Source organism: Sphingomonas faeni (assembly GCF_003053745.1).
Lineage (GTDB): Bacteria > Pseudomonadota > Alphaproteobacteria > Sphingomonadales > Sphingomonadaceae > Sphingomonas > Sphingomonas faeni.
Map to the genome: position 1 here is coordinate 92,875 of NZ_QAYE01000001.1, position 19,543 is coordinate 112,417.

Here is a 19,543-nt window from a genome sequence, read left to right on the forward strand (position 1 = left end):
GGTGGCAGGCGTAGCCTGACGGAGGGGGAGGCCCGCGCTCACGTTCGTTCCGTGTCCTCCCCCTCCGTCACCTGCGGCGACACCTCCCCCTTGCGGGGGAGGATCGTAAAGGTTCGTTCGGATCGTCTATTGGAAACGCGGAGCCGCAAAACGTCACTCCCCGCTACACGCCAACACAGCCGCATCGACCGCCGTTGCCGCCCCCGACAGCGCATACACATCGACGAACGGCCGCCCACCAACACCGACCGCCTCGACACTCATGCTCCGCCCCGACCGCATCGCCGCGACGATCGCGCGATCGCTCGGCGCATCGCCAGCCCAGGCATCCAAGCCGTTCGCCACCAGCGCGAATCGCCGCTCGCCGATGGTCAGCGTCACCCCCGCCGACCGATCCCGCTCGCGACTGAGCCGCACATACAAGGACGCGCGCAAACCCCGCTTCGGCCACGTCGCAACGCTGGCAAACCCCGAAGCACGCCCCCCCGCCATCACCGGCCGCGCAATCGCGTAACACCGCGCTGGCGTAGCGTCCCGGAACGCACCCCATCCCTGGTAGACGCCGATCGTGTCACGCGCCGCTACCGGAGCAGCAATCGCAAACACCCCCACCGCCAAAACCAAACGCCACAGAACCCCCCTCCCTGGAAGGGAGGGGCAGGGGGTGGGTAGGTCGGCTCGAGTCTCATCGGTTCGAACACGCGGAAGCCGACCCACCCCCAACCCCTCCCTTCCAGGGAGGGGCGCAGAAGTCCGCAACCCCGATGGGAGTCCTTCGCCCCGGCTCCAACTCACGCCGGAGCGAACCCCGTACCCAGATGCGGCACCGTCGCGCGTCCGTTCTCGACCAGCGTAACGGACCCTTGCGGCAACCCCTTCGCAACCGGCGCGCCGAGCACAGGATCGATCGCCGCACCGGTCATCACGCCGAGCATCACCCGACTCGAAATCCCGTGCATGATCACCAGCCGATCGCCTGGATCCTCCGCCGTATCCACCAGCCACCCGCCGACTCGTGCCGCGATCTCCGCATAGGTCTCGCCATCGGGCGAAGGCTTCAACGTCCCACCCGGCAGCATCACCGGCCCGACCTCGTCGACGACGTCCGCATAATAGCGCCCGCCCCACGACCCCATGTGGATCTCGACCAACCGCGGATCGGTCCGCGCATCATGCCAGTCCAGTTCCAGGTGCTCGCAGATCACCGCCAACGTCTGCAACGCGCGCCCGGTCGGCGAGGACCACAGGGTCAGCGCTGGCTTAACGCCCAGCACACCACGCAACGCCCGCCCAAGCTCGTCCGCCTGTGCGAACCCAGCGCGCGTGAGCGGCGTATGCGCCGCATCCCCCTGCAACCGATGCGCCGCATTGAACACGGTTTCGCCGTGCCGCGCGACGAAATCGCGACCTTTCCGTAGGGCCGGAATGTCGGTTGATCGGGCGTCCACTTCACCCTGCCGTTGGCTTGGAATCATGGCCCGCGTTTCAACCCCCTGTGGCGCAAAAGCAACGGATTTCCGCGTTTATCTGGGGTTCATGCAACGCCCGCGCGGTTGGTCCATTGGAGCGGTCCGCCCCGCGTTTTGGGGCGACAGATCAGTAAAGGAGTAACCCCAATGCGTACGCTTATCGCCGTCTCGCTGCTCGCCACCACCGCAGTCGCAGCACCCGCCCTCGCGCAGACCAACCCGACCTTCACCGGCCCCCGTGTCGAGGCCACGCTTGGCTACGACCACACCGGCGCCGGCAGCAGCGTGTCCAACAACAACGGGCGCGATGACCAGAAGATCGACGGCCTGCTGTACGGCGGCGGCATCGGCTACGACATCGCGACCTCGGACAACATCGTGCTCGGTGCCGAAGCCGAACTGACCGGCTCGACCGCGAAGAGCGACCGCAACGATTACACCAGCGACTTCGGCTATGGCCGCGTCAAGCAGGGCCGCGACATCTATGTCGGCGCGCGCGCGGGCTATGTCGTCGCACCGACGACGATGCTGTACGTCAAGGGCGGCTACACCAACTCGAAGCTCGAAGTGCTCGCCGGCAGCACCAGCCAGACCACCGACAATAATTTCAAGCTCGACGGCTGGCGCGTCGGTGCGGGCGCCGAGCACGCGATGGGCCCGAACAGCTACGCCAAGCTCGAATATCGTTATTCGAACTATGAGCGCGGCAACATCGACTATGCGACCGGCGGCACCAGCAGCCGCTTCGACGTCGATACCGACCGCCATCAGGTCGTGGCGAGCTACGGCTTCCGCTTCTGATCGCTTTAACGCGACGTTTACCGTGATCAAAGAAGGGTCGGGGCGCTTGCTCCGACCCTTTGTTGTTGGGTAAGCCATCTGCGGATTGCCCCCAGCCCCGAGTCCGGCTGCGGTGGCGGGGGGAATTACGATGAAGGCGACGATCGAACGCGCAACGCTCCTCAAGGGGCTGAGCCATGTCCAGTCCGTGGTGGAGCGGCGCAACACCATCCCCATCCTGTCGAACGTGCTGATCGAGGCGACCGCCGAGGGCACGCTCAAGCTGATGGCGACCGACCTTGATCTCCAGATCAACGAATCGATCGCCGCCGCAGTCGATCAGCCCGGCGCGACCACGGTGTCCGCGCACACGCTGTTCGACATCGCGCGCAAGCTTCCCGAGGGATCTCAAGTCCAGCTCGCCGCGTCGGAAGGCCGGATGAGCATCGTCGCAGGCCGCGCGCGCTTCTCGCTCGGCACGCTGCCGCGCGACGATTTCCCGGTGATCGCCGAGGGCGAACTGCCGACCCAGTTCGAACTGCCCGCCGAGACTCTCAAGCAGATCATCGACAAGACGCGCTTCGCGATCTCGACCGAAGAGACGCGTTATTATCTCAACGGCATTTTCCTGCACGTGGCGGACGGCGACAGCTCGAACCCGGTGCTGAAGGCCGCCGCGACCGACGGCCACCGTCTCGCGCGCGTCACGCTGCCGCGTCCCGAGGGTGCCGAATCGATGCCCGACGTGATCGTGCCGCGCAAATGCATCGGTGAGTTGCGCAAACTGCTCGACGAGGTCGACGGTTCGGTCGGCGTCTCGCTGTCGCCGACCAAGATCCGTTTCGACCTCGGCCAGGCGATCCTGACCTCGAAGCTGATCGACGGCACGTTCCCCGATTACAGCCGCGTGATCCCGACCGGCAACGACAAGATCCTCAAGATCGACCCGAAGAGCTTCATGGAAGGCGTCGACCGCGTCTCCACCATCGCCACGGAGAAGACGCGCGCCGTGAAGATGGCGCTCGACCGCGACAAGATCACGTTGTCCGTCACATCGCCCGAAAACGGCACCGCCGCGGAGGAAGTCCCCGGCGATTACGTCGCGCTCCCGTTCGAGATCGGCTTCAACAGCCGTTATCTGATGGACATCCTCGCGCAGATCGACGGCGACATGGTCGAGGTGCATCTTGCCGACGCCGCCGCCCCGACGCTGATCCGCGAAAACGACAAGTCGCCCGCGTTGTATGTGCTGATGCCGATGCGCGTGTGATTCGGTCTGCCTGTCGCGCCATGGTATAGCGGTGCGACAGGCAGGAACCGGACCATGGACTCGATCAACATCGCGGATCTGAAAGACGAACTAGGCACGCTGATCGACCGACTCGAAGCTGGCGAGGCCGTGCAGATCACGCGCAATGGCCAACCCTTTGCCCGCGTGACCCCCGAGGCACCGCCGCTCCCGCGCCGCAAGCCCATCGACGTCAGCGCGCTCGAAGCGTTGGCGAAGTCGCTGCCTTACGATCCAACATCTGCACGTGACCTCGTCCGGCAGATGCGTAACGATTCGCGGTATTGACCCTCTACTGCGACACGGCGGTGGTGGTGTCGGCCTTCACCGCCGAGGCGCAAAGCGAGGACGTACGCGCGTGGCTATCGCGACGGTCTGATACTCTGGCGGTCAGCCATTGGGTCGTCACCGAGTTCTCCGGTGCGCTTGCGATGAAACGGCGATTGGGCGTCATCGACACCGCTGGTTGGAACGGTGTGATGAAGGCGTGGCAACGATTTTGCGCCGGAGAACTTCACGTAGAGCCACTCACCGAAACCGATTTTGCGTTGGCGGCAACGTTGCTCGATCGCGGTGATCTGAAGCTGCGCTCCGGAGACGCCCTTCACCTCGCGATCGTCGTCGCGCGCGGTTGGTCCTTAGCGACGCTCGATCACGACCTTGCGCAAGCGGCCACGCAAATGCGCGTCGACGTAGATACCGTCCTCGATTGACTCCTCGCCAGTCGCTCAATACTAACAGCAATGTCAGTAAGGAGTCGACTCGATGGCGAAGCTTCCTCCGTTTCCCGGTACGACCGGTCGTCGCGATTGGCGTACGGCGTTCGATGCGATCAAGAAATTGCTCGCGAACGGCGACGACACGACACAGGTGTTCCGGATCATGCGCGCGCTCAACGTCGGCAATGCGCCGATGAACTACGCGCGGTTGATCGCCACCGAGCAGGGTGGGCGGATCGCCTATGACCGCGTCGAACTGGCGCAGCGTTTCTCCGACCCCGCGTTCGTCGCGAGCTTCGCGCCCGGCACGGTCGGGGCGGCGTATCGCAATTTTCTCGAGACGACGGGCTATTCCGCGGACGGTCTGGTCGAGGTCTCGCGGCTCGTGCCGTCCGAGGACGATCTGGCGCATCCTTATGCGTGGTTCGGACGGCGGGTGCGCGACACGCACGATATCTGGCACGTGCTGACCGGCTACAAGGCCGACGAAAGCATGGGCGAGGCGGCGCTCGTCGCGTTCAGTTATGCGCAGGTCGGCGGGCTCGGCTGGGCGCTGATCGGCTCTGCGGCGGCGTTGAAGAGCATGCGCGTCACCGGCAGCAGGCTGTTCGCGAAGGCGGTCTGGGAAGGCTATCGCAACGGTCGCAAAGCGAAATGGGTATCGGGCGAGGATTATCTCGAACTGCTCCACGAACCGCTGGAGGCCGCGCGCGAGCGGCTTGGGATCGTCACGCCCGTCGCGTATCTGCGGGCGCAGCGCGAACTCGGACCGGCGCTCGCATCGTATCTCAGCACGCAGAAGGCGGCGACCGCGGCGGCCGCCCCCGCAAGCGTGCCGGAGCGAATTGCCGCCTGAGGGAAGGCTGATACGGCGAGGCGATCGTCGCTGGCGGGGTGTCGGATCAAAATGCCCCCCCACCTCCTCCCGTTCGTGCTGAGCGAAGTCGAAGCAAGGTAGCTTGAGCCTAGCCCTTCGACTTCGCTCGCGGCGAACGGAAAAGGGCGATGCAATCGGTTTCGAAACTGCTCTAAGGCCGAGGCAATGCTGTCGCGTCTCGTCCTCACCGATTTCCGCAATCACGCCGACCTGACGCTGACGCCGGGACCAGGGTTCGTCGTGCTGACCGGCGAGAACGGCGCGGGCAAGACGAATATCCTCGAAGCGGTGTCGCTTCTAGCGCCCGGCCGCGGGCTGCGGCGCGCGGCGCTGGGCGAGATGGCCCGACAAGGTGGAGCAGGCGGCTTCGGCGTAGCAGTCACATTGTTTCCCGAGCGCTCGCAGAAGAACGCGGCAGAATTCCCCTCCCGCTTGCGGGAAGGGTTAGGGGGGGGCGCGACGTACGTACTGGCGTCCGCTCCCGAGGAAGGCGCGCCCCTCCCCCGACCCCTCCCGCAAGCGGAAGGGGAGCCAGAAGCACAGGGCCAGATTCAGATACCAGCCGAAGTCGACGTTGCCACCGGCACGCTCGCCTCCGCCCCCGAGCGTCGCATCGTTCGCATCCAGGGCGCCACCACCACCGCCAACGCGCTCGCCGAGTGGCTCACGATCCTCTGGCTCACCCCGGCGATGGACCGCCTCTTCGTCGCCCCCGCGGGCGAGCGCCGCGGCTTCCTCGACCGCCTCACGCTGGCGCTCGCCCCGAGCCACGCGCATCACGCCGCCCGCTACGACGCGGCGATGCGTGCGCGAAACCGCCTGCTTGCCGACGAAGGCCGCCCCGATGGCGACTGGCTCTCCGCACTCGAAGCGCAGATGGCCGAGCACGGCGCCGCGGTCGATGCTGCCCGGCGCGAGACCGTCACGCTGCTCGGGACGAGGCTTGCGCATCAGGACGACAGCTTATTCCCCCGCGCCGGCCTGACACTCGAAGGCTGGGCCGGCGACACCACGCGCCTGCAAGCCGACCTCGCCCAGGGCCGCGCGCGCGACGCCGCCGCCGGACGCACGCTCGGCGGACCCCACCGCGTCGACCTGATCGTCACCCATCTCGACAAGGACCGCGCCGCCTCGCTCGCCTCGACCGGCGAGCAGAAGGCGCTCCTGCTCGGCATCGTCCTCGCCCACGCCGACCTTGTCGCCGAACGCACCGGCCAGCCCCCCGTTCTCCTCCTCGACGAGGTCGCCGCGCACCTCGATCCCGCCCGCCGCGCGGCGCTGTTCGCCCGTCTCGCGGGCCGCGGCCAAGTGTGGATGACCGGCACCGAAGACGCGCTGTTCGATGCGATCGGCGCCCGCGCGACCCGAATCGCCCTCGGGCGTTAAGGCTGAACACGCGCTGTCGAGCAGGCTCACCGCGCGTTCAAGCGGGCGCGGGCAAAGCTCCGTCCATCGAAGACACGGAGAGATCATGATGACCCGGAATTTCACCCGCGCAGCCCTCGGCGTCCTGATGGTCGCAGCGACCACCGCCCCCGTTTTCGCGCAAGTCCGCGACGGCGGACGCCCGGAGGGCCGCTACGACATGAGCCGCGCGCCGTGGTCGCGCCCCGGCTATCGTCTGGAAGGCGCCGGCGTTCCGGTGCTCTTCCCCGAACTGCGCAATACGCGGCGCGGCATCGCATTCGTGATGCCGAACTTCGACGCGAACGGCGATGGCCGGATCAGCCCCCGGGAGGCCGACGACGCCAACCGCGAATTCGCGCGCATCGCCGGCCCCCGCCGCGACCGGTTCGACTGGGACGCCTATGGCCGTGACCCGGGCGGCTATCGCGGCGACCGCGGCGGCACGACTGTAGTCGAGACCACCACGACATGGGATCGCGGCGCGATGCGTAACTACGGCTTCCGCCAGACCCCGCGCGGCGCGACGCTGACGCTGCAGGAGGACGTGCTGTTCCGCACCGACAGCGCCGTGCTGCGTCCCGGCGCGATCGAGAAGCTGCGGCCGCTCGCGCGCTATCTGCGCGGCAACCCCGGCATCCGCGTGGCGATCGACGGCTTCACGGACTCGCGCGGGACGGATACGCATAACCAGGACCTGTCCGAACGTCGCGCGGCGAGCGTTCGCCAGGCGTTCGACGACATGGACGTGGTGCGCGCGCGGTTCAGCGTCGTCGGCCACGGCGAGAACCAGCCCGTCGCAACCAACGCGACGGCGGCAGGCATGCGCCTCAACCGCCGCGTCGAGGTGACCCTGCTAGGCCAGCGCGCCGACCGCTTCTGAGAAGGGTCTCCCTCGCCCCTCCGGGGAGAGGGAAGGGGCCCGCGGCACTTGCCGTGGGAAGGGAGAGGGGAGTGAGGTTCTCGACGCTGATCCCAACTCCCCCTCACCCTTCCGTCGCCTCCGGCTCCTCCCTCCCTCTCCCCAAGGGGAGAGGGGCAAGCCTGCACCACCCCGGCGAAGGCCGGGGCCCAATTGGGGGACATTGCTGACGAAGTGCAGTTCGTCGTTACTGCGACCTTTCCAATTGGACACCGGCCTCCGCCAGCGCGGTGCTAACGTAAGCGCGCTGTCCTACACAGCCAGACCCTGTCACCATCCCCGCATGGCGCTCCGAACCTCCTCGAAACCAACCCGCCCGGCACCCGAAGTGCACACTCGCCGCAAAACGCTCCCAGCGTCTGCACTTCCTATACTTCACTCGCCGACGCCCCAGCCCCTACAGGCCATTTCGCTTCCGTTTCGGCCCTCGAATGCCTATATACTCGGCATGGCATCCAACCCCGAAACCAACAATCCCAACCTCCCGAACATGGGCGACTATGGCGCGGACTCGATCAAGGTCCTGAAGGGGCTCGACGCAGTCCGCAAACGCCCCGGCATGTACATCGGCGACACCGACGATGGTTCCGGCCTCCACCACATGGTGTTCGAGGTCAGCGACAACGCGATCGACGAGGCGCTCGCCGGGCATTGCGACCGGATCGACATCGTCCTCAACGCCGATGGCTCGGTCAGCGTCACCGACAACGGCCGCGGTATCCCGACGGGCATCCACACCGAGGAAGGCGTGTCCGCCGCCGAGGTCATCATGACCCAGCTCCACGCCGGCGGTAAGTTCGAGAACACCAGCGACGAGAACGCGTACAAGGTCTCGGGCGGCCTGCACGGTGTCGGCGTCTCGGTCGTCAACGCGCTCAGCGAATGGCTCGACCTGACGATCTGGCGCAACGGCGAGGAGCATTACATGCGCTTCGCATTCGGCGACGCGGTCGCGCCGCTGAAGGTCGTCGGTCCCGCCGCTGAAGGCCAGAAGGGCACGCGCGTCACCTTCTTCCCGTCGCCCGCCACCTTCAAGATCACCGATTTCGACTTCGACAAGCTCGAACATCGCTACCGTGAGCTCGCCTTCCTCAACTCGGGCGTCCGCCTGTTCCTGAGCGATGCGCGCAGTGAAGAGCGCAAGACCGTCGAGCTCTATTACGAGGGCGGGATCGCCGCATTCGTGAAGTATCTCGATCGCGCCAAGCTCCCGTTGATGCCAGAGCCGGTCGCGATCAGCGGTACGCGCGACGACGTCACGATGGACGTCGCGCTCCAGTGGAACGACTCGTATTACGAGAACGTCCTCGCCTTCACGAACAACATTCCGCAGCGCGACGGCGGCACGCACATGGCCGCGTTCCGCGCCGCGCTGACCCGCACGCTCAACAACTACGCCGAGAAATCGGGGATGTTGAAGAAGGAAAAGGTCCAGCTCACCGGCGAGGACATGCGCGAAGGCCTGACCGCGATCGTCTCGGTCAAGCTGCCCGATCCCAAGTTCAGCAGCCAGACCAAGGACAAGCTCGTCTCGTCCGAAGTCCGCCAGCCGCTGGAAAGCCTGATGGCCGACAAGATGGCCGAATGGCTCGAGGAAAATCCCGCACACGGCAAGGCGATCGTCGCCAAGATCATCGACGCCGCCGCCGCGCGCGAAGCTGCCAAGCGCGCCCGCGAACTGACGCGCCGCAAGGGCGTGATGGACATCGCCTCGCTGCCCGGCAAGCTCGCCGATTGCCAGGAGCGTGATCCCGCCAAGTCCGAGCTGTTCCTGGTCGAGGGTGACTCGGCAGGCGGTTCGGCAAAGCAGGGCCGCGACCGCCATTTCCAGGCGATCCTCCCGTTGCGCGGCAAGATCCTCAACACCGAGCGCGCGCGCGAGGACCGGATGTTGTCGAGCCGCGAGATCGGCACGCTCATCACCGCGATGGGCACCGGCATCCGCGACGACTTCAACGCGGACAAGCTGCGTTACCACAAGATCGTCATCATGACCGACGCAGACGTCGACGGCGCGCACATCCGCACGCTGTTGCTGACGCTGTTCTACCGCCACATGCCCAAGATCATCGAGGGCGGGTATCTCTACATCGCCCAGCCGCCGCTCTACAAAGCGACCAAGGGCAGGTCCGAGGTGTACCTCAAGGACGACGCGGCGCTCGACGAATATCTGGTCGATGCCGGCGTCAATACGATGGTGCTCGACGGCCCCGGCGGCGGTCGTTCGGGTCGCGACCTGAAGGATCTGGTCGATCATGCGCGCCGGATGCGGACGCTGATGCGCTACGTTCCCAAGCGCTACGACGCCGGGATGATCGAGGCGCTCGCACTCGGTGGTGTGTTCGATCCGGAAGCGTCGGTCGAGGATCGCACCTCGCGTCTGCAGGTCGTCACGCACCGTCTCGAACTCGACGACGGCGATGCCCGCTGGACCGCGGTGCTGACCGAAGACGGCGGCATCCACTTCCAGCGTGCATGGCGCGGCGTCACCGACCACCACATCATCGAGGCCAGCTTCCTGGTGTCGGCCGAGGCGCGCAAACTCCACGCGCTGTCGGGCGAGCATGCCGAGAGCTACGCCCACACCTCGAACCTCGTCCCCGCCAGCAAGGCGGCGGCGGCCGAAGAGCCTGAGGCTGAAGAGGGTGCGGAGGCTGGTGCCGGCGTGATCGGCTCGGTCACCGCCGTGGCCGCACGCGGCTCGACGCAGGTCTCGCGCCCGAGCCACCTGCTGGACGCGATCCTGACTGCCGGGCGGAAAGGCCTCGCGATCCAGCGCTACAAGGGTCTCGGCGAGATGAATGCCGAACAGCTTTGGGAAACCACGCTCGACCCGTCGGTCCGCTCGATGCTCCGCGTCACCGCGGTCAACGCCGAGAGCGCGAACGAGATCTTTACCCAGCTGATGGGCGAAGTCGTCGAACCCCGCCGCGAGTTCATCCAGGACAACGCGCTCAACGTCGCCAACCTCGACGTCTGAGTTTCGACCGTCAGCGCCGGTCCTGCCGTGCGCTGGCGGTAAAACTGCGGAAGGTGATCGACCAGCGAGTCACCTCCATCTCGGCGATGCTGTGCTCCCAGTCGTGGCGCGCCTCGCCGCTGAGATGGTACACGGACCGCGGTGCCAGCGGTACGGCGGCTCGGTCGAAACCGCCCGCCTTGCGCCGCCGGAACCGCATCGTCGCCGGTACGCCAAGCGAAATCCCGACGACATGCTCGAACACTGGCCGGTCGCGGTGCCAGCCTATTCCCGCGCCCGGATCGTACCGGATCAGAAGTGCCTGGACGAGCGCTTCCTCCGGCAGTTTCGCGAACGCGGCGGCGCGCTGGCGGATCGGCAGCAGCCAGTCGGGCAACGGATCGGTCGCACCGAACTGGCTCGTGTCGAAGTCGTAATGCCAGCCAAACGAACGGGTCAGCCGCTTGCCGAGCCAACCCTGGAATTGGAACGGCGCCAGATCCTGTTCGTCGATCCGGGCGATCAACATCGCCTCCTCATCCCGGTCGATCAATGCGTCGCGGTACGCGAGTCCGGGGAGGAGCGGCGTGCCGAAAAGGTCTGCGGTCGGATTGGCCATCGACCGGATGTAGGGATGCGGGCGGCCATCGCCAGCCGAAAGCCCTACGGTTGCTCATCCGACCGCCGCGATCTACCGCGGTGCGCGCTTTCCGGAGACTGACATGACCGCCCATCTCAAGATCGATTTCGTATCGGACATCGCCTGTCCTTGGTGCATCATCGGACTGCGCGCGCTGGAAGAGGCCCTGGTCCGCGCGGCGGATGCGCTCGACGCGGAGATCGTCTTCCAGCCGTTCGAACTCAATCCGGCGATGCCTGCAGGCGGGCAGAATATGGGCGAGCATATCGCGGAGAAATACGGGTCCACGCCCGAGCAGTCAGCGGTAAACCGCGCGATGATCGTCGACCGCGCGCGAGAGCTCGGTTTCACGATGGCGATGACCGAGACCAGCCGGCTCTACAACACGTTCGACGCGCACCGCCTGTTGCACTGGGCGCAAATCGAAGGGGGCCAGGCGGCGCTCAAGCACGCGCTCTTTACCGCAAATTTCACCGACAACGCCGACCCAGGCGATCACCACGTGCTGGTCGATGCCGCCGCAAAGGCCGGACTTGATCCCGTTGCCGCCGAAGAGGTGCTTCGGTCGGGACGCTACGCGGACGAGGTTCGCGCGGCGGAGGAACTGTGGCACGCTCGCGGGATCAATGCGGTGCCGGCGATCGTGATCAACGACCAGCATCTAATTTCGGGCGGCCAGCCCGTCGACGTCTTCGAACAGGCACTACGCCAGATCGCCGCGGCGGGCTGACCCGGACCGGGTGGTCAGACAGCAGGTTGTGCTGCCGGACATGTGATTGTCCTGGTCACTCTGCACTGCGCCCGATCGACCGGAACAACGGAAGACGTCCCGTCATCGCCCGGTCGAAGATCTTGCCGGGGCGGTAACCGCTTCGGCGCGCCTCAGTTCAGCGTCGTCATCTCGACGGGCTTGCCCTTGGTGGTCGGGTTGGACGCGTTCGCCTTGGGTGCCTTTTCGGCCTTGGGCTTGCGCACTTCCTTGCTCGATTTCTTCTGGCTCTTCGCCATCACGGCACCTCATGGGGCGGAAGGCCCCGCGGTCACACTACACGCGTTGCCGCCAATGCCCCTATCTTATCGGTTCGCCGTCCGGCGTAGCAGGTCCAATGTTGCCTGATCGTCTTCGCCATCGAAGAACCGGTCGAGCGCCGCGCGGAACGGCGAAGGATCGTCGGCGACTGCGGCGAACAGCGTCATCGACGACCGCAACTTCACTGCGTCGATGCCGCCGAGGATCGTTTCGGCGGATCCGGACGCAGCCGTTACCGTCTGCGTGACCTCGATTTGTCGCGGTCCAAGTACCGGATGCGCGAGATACGCCCGAGCCTCGTCCGCCTCGGTGATCGCGTAGGTTCGCGCCATCGCGCTCTGCCCGAGTCCGGCGATCTGCGGGAAGATGAACCACATCCAGTGGCTGCGCTTGGCCCCGTGCTGCAACTCCGCCAGCGCCTGCGGATAAACGCTGTCCTGCGCCGCGACGAAACGATCGAGATCATGCTCCATGGACCCGAGATGGTCGCATCGGCTCCCCTCCGCAACCACGATGCCGGTCGATGCGTTGCATCGGGGGTTGAGGAGATCAGGTGATGACGACGGTGCGATCATGAGGACGGCAATCGCGGTCGCGTTGCTCACGGTGCCGCTTCTCGTCGGTGGATGCGGACGCAACGACGATCCCACCACGACCGCCGCGCCCAGCGGCTTCACCCCGCCCGAAACGCGCGCGCCCGCCCCGATAGCAGGCCAGGCGCAGACCACGCCGATCACCGCCTATGTCGGTAAATACCCGCATGATGCGGTCGACGGCGTCGATTTCTTCGACCGCACCGACGTTGCGACCGGCCTCGTCAACGCGGTCGGCGATGCCAAGCTGCGCGAGATGATCCGTGGTCGGTCGGGGCCCGCTACGCCCGTGTTCAACATGGGCGACCGCATCGCGTCCTGGGGTTGCGAAGAGCATAATTGCGGCGACCACAACTGGACGGTGATCGTCGATCCGAAGCGCGGCAAGACCCAGGTCTGCTACCACGACGCAGCCAAGATGGGCCCGCAGAGCGACTGGTATGACGGCGCGGCCCCCGCCCGCCGCGCCGAAACCTGCCCGTCGGAAGGATAAGCCATGCTCGAACATATTCCCGCCTGGCTTGGCCAGGCGATGAGCGGCCTGCGTGCCGGTATCGACAAGCTTGCGATCGTCCAGTTGGGCGAGAATTTCGAGACGTTGACCCTGACCAGCCCGGCGTTCGCGCACGAGGCACGCCTGCCGCCGCGCTTCACTGCGGACGGGGAAGGCGTGTCGCCACCGCTTGTGTGGAGCGAACCGCCGGCAGGGACCGAGCGCATGGTGCTGATCGTCGAGGATGCCGATGCTCCGGCCCCGCAACCTCTGGTCCACGCGATCATCTGGGGACTCGAAGCGGATGCGGGCCAGCTAGCCGAAGGCGCGATCGCTGCTGACGGTGAAGGTGACGCGCACGGTCGCGATGTCGGTCGTAATTCCTATCTGCGCGAAGGCTGGTTGCCGCCCGATCCGCCAAGCGGCCACGGTGAGCATCGTTATGCGTTCCAGGTCTTCGCGATCGGCGCGGGGGCAGGGGATGTCGGCGCGACACCCGGGCGCTCCGCGGTGATCGAGGCCATCACCGGGCATGTGCTAGCGGCAGGGCTGTTGATCGGCACCTATTCGCGCGAAGAAGAGGCCCCCGTAGGGCCGGTGGGGCTGACCTCACCCGCATGACCGTGACGCTCGGCAGGCGCCTCGTAGGTCAGGCGAGCGCGCCGCCGGTCTGGGTCGCGATCAGCAGGATGGTGGTGGAAAAGGCGATGAGGCCGATGAGGATGCTGCGGTTCATGATGATGGGTGTCCCGATCAGGCGATGGGGATGATCGGGACGGCCGTGCCGACTGCGATGGCTGCGAAGAACAGTGCTCCGACGAGCGAGAAGGCGATGCGCTGAGCGGTTTCGAAACGGATCGACATGGGATAGTCCTTCGATGGTCGGGCGCCGGACCATCCGGCTGCCGATATCGAATGAGTTGCATGGCGCGTGCCAGTTCCTTAGATCGTTGTTTTTACGCGATTTCTTGTTCCTGCGAAGATCGAGCTGGTACAGCGCACCATTTCTACGTCGCACATTGCGCCAACTCCCGGGATCAACCCGCGCAGACCCGATCTCGGCCATTCTTCTTCGCTGTGTAGAGCAGCTGGTCGGCACGCTGGAACGCGGTTTCGGCGGCTTCGTCAGCATGGATCGCAGTCACGCCCGCTGAGACGGTGATGACGCCGAGCGCGGTATCTGTCTCCCGGTTGCGGAAGCGCTTGCCAGCGACCGTCGAACGTACGGCATCGAGCATGTCCGCAGCTTCGGCCAAGGCGATCCCGCCGAGCAGCACCGCGAATTCCTCGCCGCCATGGCGGACGACGAGATGTGGCGCGCATTCGGCCGCCATCGCCTGGCCGATCGCGGTGAGCACGCGGTCGCCGACACCATGGCCGTGCACGTCGTTGATCCGCTTGAACCGGTCGATATCGCACAAGGCGAGGCAATAGGGCCCGGCATCCCGGTCGCGCGTCGCGAACGCTTCCTCGAACGCGCGTCGGTTGGGCAGGCCGGTCAGTACGTCGCGGCGCGCCGTATCGCGCGCTTCGATCAGCTTCGACCGCAGCGAATCCGTCTCTGCGGTCGCCGCCGCCAGCCGCACCTCGCTGTCGTGGATCCGAGCGATCATCGCACTGGTGATTTCGGCGATCTCGTCGATCTCCGCCAATTGCGTGATCGATGCCGCGCTCCTGGCCAATTCGCGGCCAAAGCCATGCGTCTCGGCCTGCATCGTCCGCACGATCTGCACGAAGCCATCGACCTGCTGCTGCGTCTCGATCACGAGCGCGATCGCGGTATCCGGTACCGGATTGGTGTCCGCAACGCCGTTCGGTCGTCGCGATCGGCCTGGCGGCGGCCCGTCTATCACCGTTCCCCCGAGTCGCTCGATATCCGATCGGGTGAGACGAACGCCGTCCTGCGTCAGCGCAGCGACTTGCGCGGCCAACTCGCTCCCAGGCGCCGACATCACGGCATAGGCAAACGCGTAGTGCGCGGGATCGGGGCTCAGCTTCTGTTCGTCGAGGAACGCGCCGATCCGCTCGAACAGCGTCGCGTCCGGTCTTGCGTCCCGTATCGATCCGGCCACTCGTGCATCGCGCATGTCATCCCCCGCGTCCTCGCCGACGCGATAGACCCGAAAGCGTTAGCATAATGTCACCGGACCGGCAGGTATTTGCCGGTCCGGTTTCGATCGATTACTTGCCCGTCAGCTTCTGGACCGCGGCGAGCGTCGTCGAGACATGCGCCTCGGGGTTCATCTCGTCATGGACGAACGCGATGCGGCCGTCCTTGGCGATGACGTAGCTGGTGCGCTTGGTGATGTCGCGCCCGGCCATCTGCTTGCCGAGTGCGACGTCGTAGCCCTTGACCACGTTCGGTCCGGCGCTGGCGACCGCGAACTTGCCCGCGCACTTCTCGGCGGAGAACTTGCTGAGCGTCTCGACATTGTCGGCCGACATGCCGATCACGGTCGCGCCTGCCTTGGTGAACGCCGGGATCGCTTCCGCAAACGCATGCGCCTCGGCGTTGCAGCCGCCGGTATAGGCCGCCGGGAAGAAGTAGAGCACGACCGGGCCCTTCTTCAGCTGCTCGGCGAGGTGAACGGTGAACACCTTGCCGGCGATCGCGCCGCGCGTGGTGAAGTCCGGAGCCTTTGCGCCGGGCGCGAGTGCCGCCAGCGCAGGCGCCGCGACGAGGAGGGCAGCGGCAGTGGCAAGTGTCGAGACGAGGCGCATGGATGATACTCCGGTTGGATTGCAATGACCTACGCTGGCACGAACGATCCGTCCATTGCCCGTGACGCTCGCGCTCGATAGGCTGGAAATATGCCAGTAACCCAAGCCGATATCGATCTCGCGCACCGCCTCGCGGATGCCGCGGGCCACGTCATCCGACCCTATTTCCGCCATGAGCACGGCGTCGAAATCAAGGACGACCAATCCCCCGTCACCCGTGCGGATCGCGAAGCCGAATCGGCGATGCGCCGGTTGCTCGACGCCGAGCGCTCGGGCGACGGCATCGTCGGCGAGGAGTTTGGTGAGAAGCCGGGCGTCACCAACCGCAAATGGGTGCTCGATCCGATCGACGGCACGCGTAGTTTCACGGTGGGGCGCGCGATCTTCGGCACGTTGATCGCGCTGGTCGAGGATGGTTGGCCGGTGCTCGGGATCATCGACCAGCCGATCCAGCGCGAACGCTGGGTTGGTGTAGCGGGGCGTCCGACCACTTTGAACGGCGTACCTGTCCGCACCCGCACCTGCCGCGAACTAGCGGGGTCGACGATCGCCACTACTAGCCCGCATCTCTTCGACGAGGTCGACGTGCCGCACTATCTCGCGCTGGTTGCCGCGATCTCGGGCGGCAACCCGCGGCAGGGGCCTGTCTATGGTGGCGACTGCTACAATTACGGCCTGCTCGCGAGCGGCCATCTCGACGTGGTCTGCGAGTCAGGCCTGAAGCTCTACGACTTCGCCGCCCTTGTGCCGGTAGTTGAAGGCGCCGGCGGCGGCATGTGCGACTGGAACGGCGACCCGCTGACGGCGGACAGCGAAGGTCACGTCCTAGCGATCGGCGATCCTGCGCGGATGGACGACGTGCTCGAGGCGATGCACCGGTTACAGGATGACGGGCACGGTCACGATGCGCATGACGGCCACACCCACGGATAAGGGAGGGGTTAGGGAAGGGCACGACGTACGCGCCGGCGTCCGGCACGCAATCAACCCTCCCCAAACCCGCAATCGGGAGGGGTCACAAAAGCGGTATCGCAAACCGCAAAGCCCCACATTACCACCCCCATCCGTCATCCCGGCGGACGCCGGGACCCACGGACGCGGAGCGCTAGCCGTCTGAGCGGACCCAACCATGGGCCCCGGCGTCCGCCGGGGTGACGGGGTTGGTGTGGTGAGGAGTAAGCGCTTGGCGACGGCAGCGTCGTAGCCAAGCCGCTATCTAACTCGAGCAGCGTATGTACCTCACACCTACGTGCGACACCGGCCACAGGTAGCAACCGGCCACAGGCAGCAACGGGCCACGGGCAACAACCGACCACGGGCAATATCCGACCCGCATGTCCACCACCGAGCCCCGCTCACACCCCAATCCGTCATCCCGGCGGACGCCGGGACCCACGGACACGCAACGCTAGCCTTCTAAGCGCGCCCAACCATCGAAACCGGCGCTCGGGTGACGCGAGGAAGAGCAAGGTAGGGAAGGGGGCGTACCATCCTCCCCATACCCTCAGAAGATCCCCAGGAACTTCTTCCGCTGCCCCTGCCGCTCCGCCGCCGACGTCTTCCCGTCCTCAGCCTTGGCGGTCGTCCCATGCCCCACGTCGTCCCGCGGCTGGCCCTTGGTGGTCCTCTGCGCCGCCGCCGTAGCCCCGGAGAGCACCGGCCCGCACGCGGTAGACTTCGCATCGCCGACATCGACGAACGCCAGGATCCCCGCGACCGGCGTTGCCACCAACGCGAGGCCAAGCCCGCTGCCGACCCGCGCAAGCAGATCCTTCGAGATCACGCTGAGCTTAGGCGCCGCGAACATCCCGGCGACCCCGACCGGTGACTGCCCCGCAAACAGGCTGAACTTCTTCGAATCCGCCCGAAACGCCAGATCCACCGCCTCGTTGCGGAAGCTGAAACCGCCACGGCCGACGATCACGTTCTTGCGCGTATCGATCAGGATCGGGTCCGCCGCCGCGACACCGCCGCGCACGGTAAAGCCGATCAGCCCGCAGTTGATCTGCACCGGCTCGTCCAGCTTCCCCTGGAACATCCGCTGCGCAAACGTGCCGATGTCGAGCTCGGCCAACTGAACGTTGCGCACCGAAAGCGCCCCCGACGGCAAAACGAACGCAATCCGCCCGCGCGACGACGCCAGCGAATCGTGGATCGAGTCGCCCCGGCCATCAAGCCTGATGCGACCCTTGACGGTCCCGGTCGTCCCGGCCTCGGTCAGGCCATAGCCCTTGAGCAGCCGGCCCAATGGCGTCGGCGCGAGGCGGATGTCGTAGGACACCGCGCTCGGCCGTGCGCGCGTGTCGAAGATGACGTCCGAGGCCACGTTGCCGCGCGCCATCGAGAAGGTCAGCGGCGACAGCGCCAGCCGCCCACGCTCCAGGTCGAGCGTCAGGTCGATGTTGGAAATCGGCAGATTGCGCGACTTCACCACACCGATCGTCCATTTCAGGTCGGCATCGAAGATCTGCATCGTCGCGACTGGCAGGTTCCCGTCGGGCAGCAGGCGCTGCGGTGCGGCACCGGTCGCGGCGGCGGCTGCCACCGCGCCCTTCGACTCGACAATGTCGGGATTGAAGCCGATAAACGGGGCTGCATCGATGATGTCGAGGCTCTTGGTCGTGAGCACCGAATCGAGATGGATGCGCGCGCCGTTGGTAATCGTCAGCTTGCCCGCGAGATCGGTCCGGCCCGCAAAGCCGCGCAGGTGCGTGAAGGCATATTCGTCGCCCTGCTTGATGAGTTGCGCGCGCAGTTTGTAGGTCCGCGTGTTCGGAATCGCGACGTCGATCACGCCGAGAAGCGTCGACAGGTTTGCGCCGCGCGCGGTCACGGCGAGCGGCACGTTCTCGACATCGGCGATGCTCGGCAGAGTCCCCGCGACGTCGATGATGTTCCCCGCCGCCCGCGCCCGCGCGACCAGCTTGTTCTGCCCGCGATTGGCGGTCGCATCCGGCGACAGCAGTTGCGCGGTCACGGTGAACGGCGTCTCGCGCAACCGCCCCTTGCCCGTCAGCCCGACCGCACGGCCGATCGTCGCATCCACCGAGCGAATGTCGGCGACCTTGAGGTCCGCCAGCACGCGCATCCGCGGATCGAGATAGCGCACCGTCGTGCCCGTCACGGTCGCCACGTCAATCCGCGGGAATTCGAGCGACTTGCCGCCCTTCTTCTCGGAGAACGTCCAGGTGTTGGCCGAATGCGCCGCGTTCCACTCGAGATCGACAGCGCCGTTGACGAGGTCGAGCCAGTAGAGCCGCCGCTTGCCGAAGAGCAGCGACAGCGGCGCGATCCGCGTGTCGAGCTTGTCCGCCTGGAACAGGTTCGGCTTGCTCGCCCAGTCGGGGTTCGAGAGCGTGAAGTTCTCCGCGTACAGCTTGATGCGGAACGGCGCGAAATAGAGCTGGAAATCGCCGCGCACGGTCAGCGTCCGGTGCGTCAGCGACCCAACGACGCGCTCGAACGGGTGCTTCAGGAAGCGCCCCTTGGTGATGTACAGCACCAGCCAGATCGCGACGATGACCGCGACGATCCCGAGCAGGATGTTGCGCAGTATCCGCCGCTTGCGACGTTTTTGCGTATCGACCGGCGCAGGGGCCGGGGGAGGGTTCTCGATCGGCTGCGTCGGGCTGTCGTCCATGCTTGGCC

21 protein-coding genes are annotated in these 19,543 nt (G+C 66.2%); 12 read left to right on the plus strand and 9 right to left on the minus strand.

Annotation, left to right across the window (positions count from 1 at the left end; translation table 11 throughout):
• Window positions 1-153 precede the first annotated feature (153 nt).
• Together C8J25_RS00495 and C8J25_RS00500 are read right to left on the minus strand one after the other, a co-directional pair.
• Window positions 154-612: an invasion associated locus B family protein gene (locus C8J25_RS00495; RefSeq protein ID WP_244186625.1), complete on the minus strand. Its 459-nt coding sequence runs from the start codon at window positions 610-612 to the stop codon at window positions 154-156.
• A 179-nt stretch (window positions 613-791) separates the two neighbouring features.
• The gene (locus tag C8J25_RS00500) at window positions 792-1,448 is read right to left on the minus strand and encodes a histidine phosphatase family protein (RefSeq protein WP_244186626.1); all 657 of its coding nucleotides are present in this window, start codon (window positions 1,446-1,448) and stop codon (window positions 792-794) included.
• A gap of 168 nt (window positions 1,449-1,616) precedes the next feature.
• Between C8J25_RS00500 and C8J25_RS00505 the strand changes: the two genes are divergently transcribed.
• From C8J25_RS00505 to gyrB, 8 genes are all read left to right on the plus strand, one after another.
• Complete coding sequence (locus tag C8J25_RS00505) at window positions 1,617-2,270, plus strand: outer membrane protein (RefSeq protein WP_107951824.1); 654 nt, start codon at window positions 1,617-1,619, stop codon at window positions 2,268-2,270.
• Between the two features lie 130 nt (window positions 2,271-2,400).
• On the plus strand, window positions 2,401-3,519 hold the full coding sequence (dnaN, locus tag C8J25_RS00510) for a DNA polymerase III subunit beta (RefSeq protein ID WP_056017955.1): 1,119 nt from the start codon (window positions 2,401-2,403) through the stop codon (window positions 3,517-3,519).
• 54 nt (window positions 3,520-3,573) lie between these two features.
• Window positions 3,574-3,825 (plus strand): type II toxin-antitoxin system Phd/YefM family antitoxin, encoded by a 252-nt coding sequence (locus C8J25_RS00515; protein ID WP_107951825.1) that lies wholly within the window; start codon window positions 3,574-3,576, stop codon window positions 3,823-3,825.
• Window positions 3,822-4,250, plus strand: coding sequence for a type II toxin-antitoxin system VapC family toxin (locus tag C8J25_RS00520; protein ID WP_107951826.1), 429 nt, complete (start codon window positions 3,822-3,824; stop codon window positions 4,248-4,250). Before C8J25_RS00515 ends, C8J25_RS00520 begins: the two co-directional genes overlap by 4 nt.
• Window positions 4,251-4,302: 52 nt before the next feature.
• Window positions 4,303-5,112, plus strand: a complete 810-nt coding sequence (locus tag C8J25_RS00525) for a Coq4 family protein (protein ID WP_107951827.1) — start codon at window positions 4,303-4,305, stop codon at window positions 5,110-5,112.
• 186 nt (window positions 5,113-5,298) lie between these two features.
• Complete coding sequence (locus C8J25_RS00530) at window positions 5,299-6,519, plus strand: DNA replication/repair protein RecF (protein WP_107951828.1); 1,221 nt, start codon at window positions 5,299-5,301, stop codon at window positions 6,517-6,519.
• Window positions 6,520-6,604: 85 nt separating this feature from the next.
• Window positions 6,605-7,420: an OmpA family protein gene (locus tag C8J25_RS00535; RefSeq protein WP_244186628.1), complete on the plus strand. Its 816-nt coding sequence runs from the start codon at window positions 6,605-6,607 to the stop codon at window positions 7,418-7,420.
• Between the two features lie 487 nt (window positions 7,421-7,907).
• Window positions 7,908-10,439, plus strand: coding sequence for a DNA topoisomerase (ATP-hydrolyzing) subunit B (gyrB, locus tag C8J25_RS00540; RefSeq protein WP_107951829.1), 2,532 nt, complete (start codon window positions 7,908-7,910; stop codon window positions 10,437-10,439).
• Between the two features lie 10 nt (window positions 10,440-10,449).
• Here the strand turns inward: gyrB and C8J25_RS00545 are convergent, their stop codons facing one another.
• On the minus strand, window positions 10,450-11,037 hold the full coding sequence (locus tag C8J25_RS00545; RefSeq protein WP_107951830.1) for an alpha-ketoglutarate-dependent dioxygenase AlkB: 588 nt from the start codon (window positions 11,035-11,037) through the stop codon (window positions 10,450-10,452).
• Between the two features lie 103 nt (window positions 11,038-11,140).
• Between C8J25_RS00545 and C8J25_RS00550 the strand changes: the two genes are divergently transcribed.
• Window positions 11,141-11,788: a DsbA family oxidoreductase gene (locus tag C8J25_RS00550; RefSeq protein WP_107951831.1), complete on the plus strand. Its 648-nt coding sequence runs from the start codon at window positions 11,141-11,143 to the stop codon at window positions 11,786-11,788.
• A 152-nt stretch (window positions 11,789-11,940) separates the two neighbouring features.
• Here the strand turns inward: C8J25_RS00550 and C8J25_RS21250 are convergent, their stop codons facing one another.
• Both C8J25_RS21250 and C8J25_RS00555 read right to left on the minus strand, forming a co-directional pair.
• Entirely contained in the window at window positions 11,941-12,066 is a 126-nt protein-coding gene (locus C8J25_RS21250; protein WP_259457500.1) for a hypothetical protein, read from the minus strand.
• Between the two features lie 66 nt (window positions 12,067-12,132).
• Window positions 12,133-12,561: a DUF1810 domain-containing protein gene (locus C8J25_RS00555; protein ID WP_107952510.1), complete on the minus strand. Its 429-nt coding sequence runs from the start codon at window positions 12,559-12,561 to the stop codon at window positions 12,133-12,135.
• A 100-nt stretch (window positions 12,562-12,661) separates the two neighbouring features.
• Between C8J25_RS00555 and C8J25_RS00560 the strand changes: the two genes are divergently transcribed.
• Window positions 12,662-13,174: a hypothetical protein gene (locus C8J25_RS00560; protein WP_107951832.1), complete on the plus strand. Its 513-nt coding sequence runs from the start codon at window positions 12,662-12,664 to the stop codon at window positions 13,172-13,174.
• A gap of 3 nt (window positions 13,175-13,177) precedes the next feature.
• A complete protein-coding gene (locus tag C8J25_RS00565; protein WP_107951833.1) occupies window positions 13,178-13,795 on the plus strand; it encodes a YbhB/YbcL family Raf kinase inhibitor-like protein in 618 nt (205 codons plus the stop codon).
• Between the two features lie 28 nt (window positions 13,796-13,823).
• On the opposite strand, the gene C8J25_RS20570 is transcribed toward C8J25_RS00565, so the two are convergent.
• The 3 genes from C8J25_RS20570 to C8J25_RS00575 all read right to left on the minus strand — a co-directional run bounded on the left by C8J25_RS20570 (window position 13,824) and on the right by C8J25_RS00575 (window position 15,895).
• The gene (locus tag C8J25_RS20570; protein WP_167397623.1) at window positions 13,824-14,240 is read right to left on the minus strand and encodes a hypothetical protein; all 417 of its coding nucleotides are present in this window, start codon (window positions 14,238-14,240) and stop codon (window positions 13,824-13,826) included.
• Entirely contained in the window at window positions 14,212-15,261 is a 1,050-nt protein-coding gene (locus tag C8J25_RS00570; RefSeq protein ID WP_107951834.1) for a GGDEF domain-containing protein, read from the minus strand. The genes C8J25_RS20570 and C8J25_RS00570 overlap by 29 nt, the downstream gene beginning before the upstream one ends.
• A gap of 94 nt (window positions 15,262-15,355) precedes the next feature.
• On the minus strand, window positions 15,356-15,895 hold the full coding sequence (locus C8J25_RS00575; protein WP_056061405.1) for a peroxiredoxin: 540 nt from the start codon (window positions 15,893-15,895) through the stop codon (window positions 15,356-15,358).
• A gap of 90 nt (window positions 15,896-15,985) precedes the next feature.
• Here C8J25_RS00575 and C8J25_RS00580 point away from each other — a divergent pair, with 90 nt between their 5' ends.
• Window positions 15,986-16,828: an inositol monophosphatase family protein gene (locus C8J25_RS00580; RefSeq protein WP_107951835.1), complete on the plus strand. Its 843-nt coding sequence runs from the start codon at window positions 15,986-15,988 to the stop codon at window positions 16,826-16,828.
• Window positions 16,829-17,399: 571 nt separating this feature from the next.
• On the opposite strand, the gene C8J25_RS00585 is transcribed toward C8J25_RS00580, so the two are convergent.
• Window positions 17,400-19,535: an AsmA family protein gene (locus C8J25_RS00585; RefSeq protein WP_107951836.1), complete on the minus strand. Its 2,136-nt coding sequence runs from the start codon at window positions 19,533-19,535 to the stop codon at window positions 17,400-17,402.
• Between the last annotated feature and the right edge of the window lie 8 nt (window positions 19,536-19,543).

Bases quoted from the DNA above. Each gene is read 5' to 3' on its own strand.
- C8J25_RS00530 (WP_107951828.1), top strand. From the start codon at position 5,299: ATGCTGTCGCGTCTCGTCCTCACCGATTTCCGCAATCACGCCGACCTG.
- dnaN (WP_056017955.1), top strand. From the start codon at position 2,401: ATGAAGGCGACGATCGAACGCGCAACGCTCCTCAAGGGGCTGAGCCAT.
- C8J25_RS00555 (WP_107952510.1), bottom strand. From the start codon at position 12,561: ATGGAGCATGATCTCGATCGTTTCGTCGCGGCGCAGGACAGCGTTTAT.
- C8J25_RS00505 (WP_107951824.1), top strand. From the start codon at position 1,617: ATGCGTACGCTTATCGCCGTCTCGCTGCTCGCCACCACCGCAGTCGCA.
- C8J25_RS00525 (WP_107951827.1), top strand. From the start codon at position 4,303: ATGGCGAAGCTTCCTCCGTTTCCCGGTACGACCGGTCGTCGCGATTGG.
- C8J25_RS00515 (WP_107951825.1), top strand. From the start codon at position 3,574: ATGGACTCGATCAACATCGCGGATCTGAAAGACGAACTAGGCACGCTG.
- C8J25_RS21250 (WP_259457500.1), bottom strand. From the start codon at position 12,066: ATGGCGAAGAGCCAGAAGAAATCGAGCAAGGAAGTGCGCAAGCCCAAG.
- C8J25_RS00585 (WP_107951836.1), bottom strand. From the start codon at position 19,535: ATGGACGACAGCCCGACGCAGCCGATCGAGAACCCTCCCCCGGCCCCT.
- C8J25_RS00550 (WP_107951831.1), top strand. From the start codon at position 11,141: ATGACCGCCCATCTCAAGATCGATTTCGTATCGGACATCGCCTGTCCT.
- C8J25_RS00580 (WP_107951835.1), top strand. From the start codon at position 15,986: ATGCCAGTAACCCAAGCCGATATCGATCTCGCGCACCGCCTCGCGGAT.
- C8J25_RS00545 (WP_107951830.1), bottom strand. From the start codon at position 11,037: ATGGCCAATCCGACCGCAGACCTTTTCGGCACGCCGCTCCTCCCCGGA.
- C8J25_RS00575 (WP_056061405.1), bottom strand. From the start codon at position 15,895: ATGCGCCTCGTCTCGACACTTGCCACTGCCGCTGCCCTCCTCGTCGCG.
- C8J25_RS00535 (WP_244186628.1), top strand. From the start codon at position 6,605: ATGATGACCCGGAATTTCACCCGCGCAGCCCTCGGCGTCCTGATGGTC.
- C8J25_RS20570 (WP_167397623.1), bottom strand. From the start codon at position 14,240: ATGGCCGAGATCGGGTCTGCGCGGGTTGATCCCGGGAGTTGGCGCAAT.
- gyrB (WP_107951829.1), top strand. From the start codon at position 7,908: ATGGCATCCAACCCCGAAACCAACAATCCCAACCTCCCGAACATGGGC.
- C8J25_RS00565 (WP_107951833.1), top strand. From the start codon at position 13,178: ATGCTCGAACATATTCCCGCCTGGCTTGGCCAGGCGATGAGCGGCCTG.
- C8J25_RS00560 (WP_107951832.1), top strand. From the start codon at position 12,662: ATGAGGACGGCAATCGCGGTCGCGTTGCTCACGGTGCCGCTTCTCGTC.
- C8J25_RS00570 (WP_107951834.1), bottom strand. From the start codon at position 15,261: ATGCGCGATGCACGAGTGGCCGGATCGATACGGGACGCAAGACCGGAC.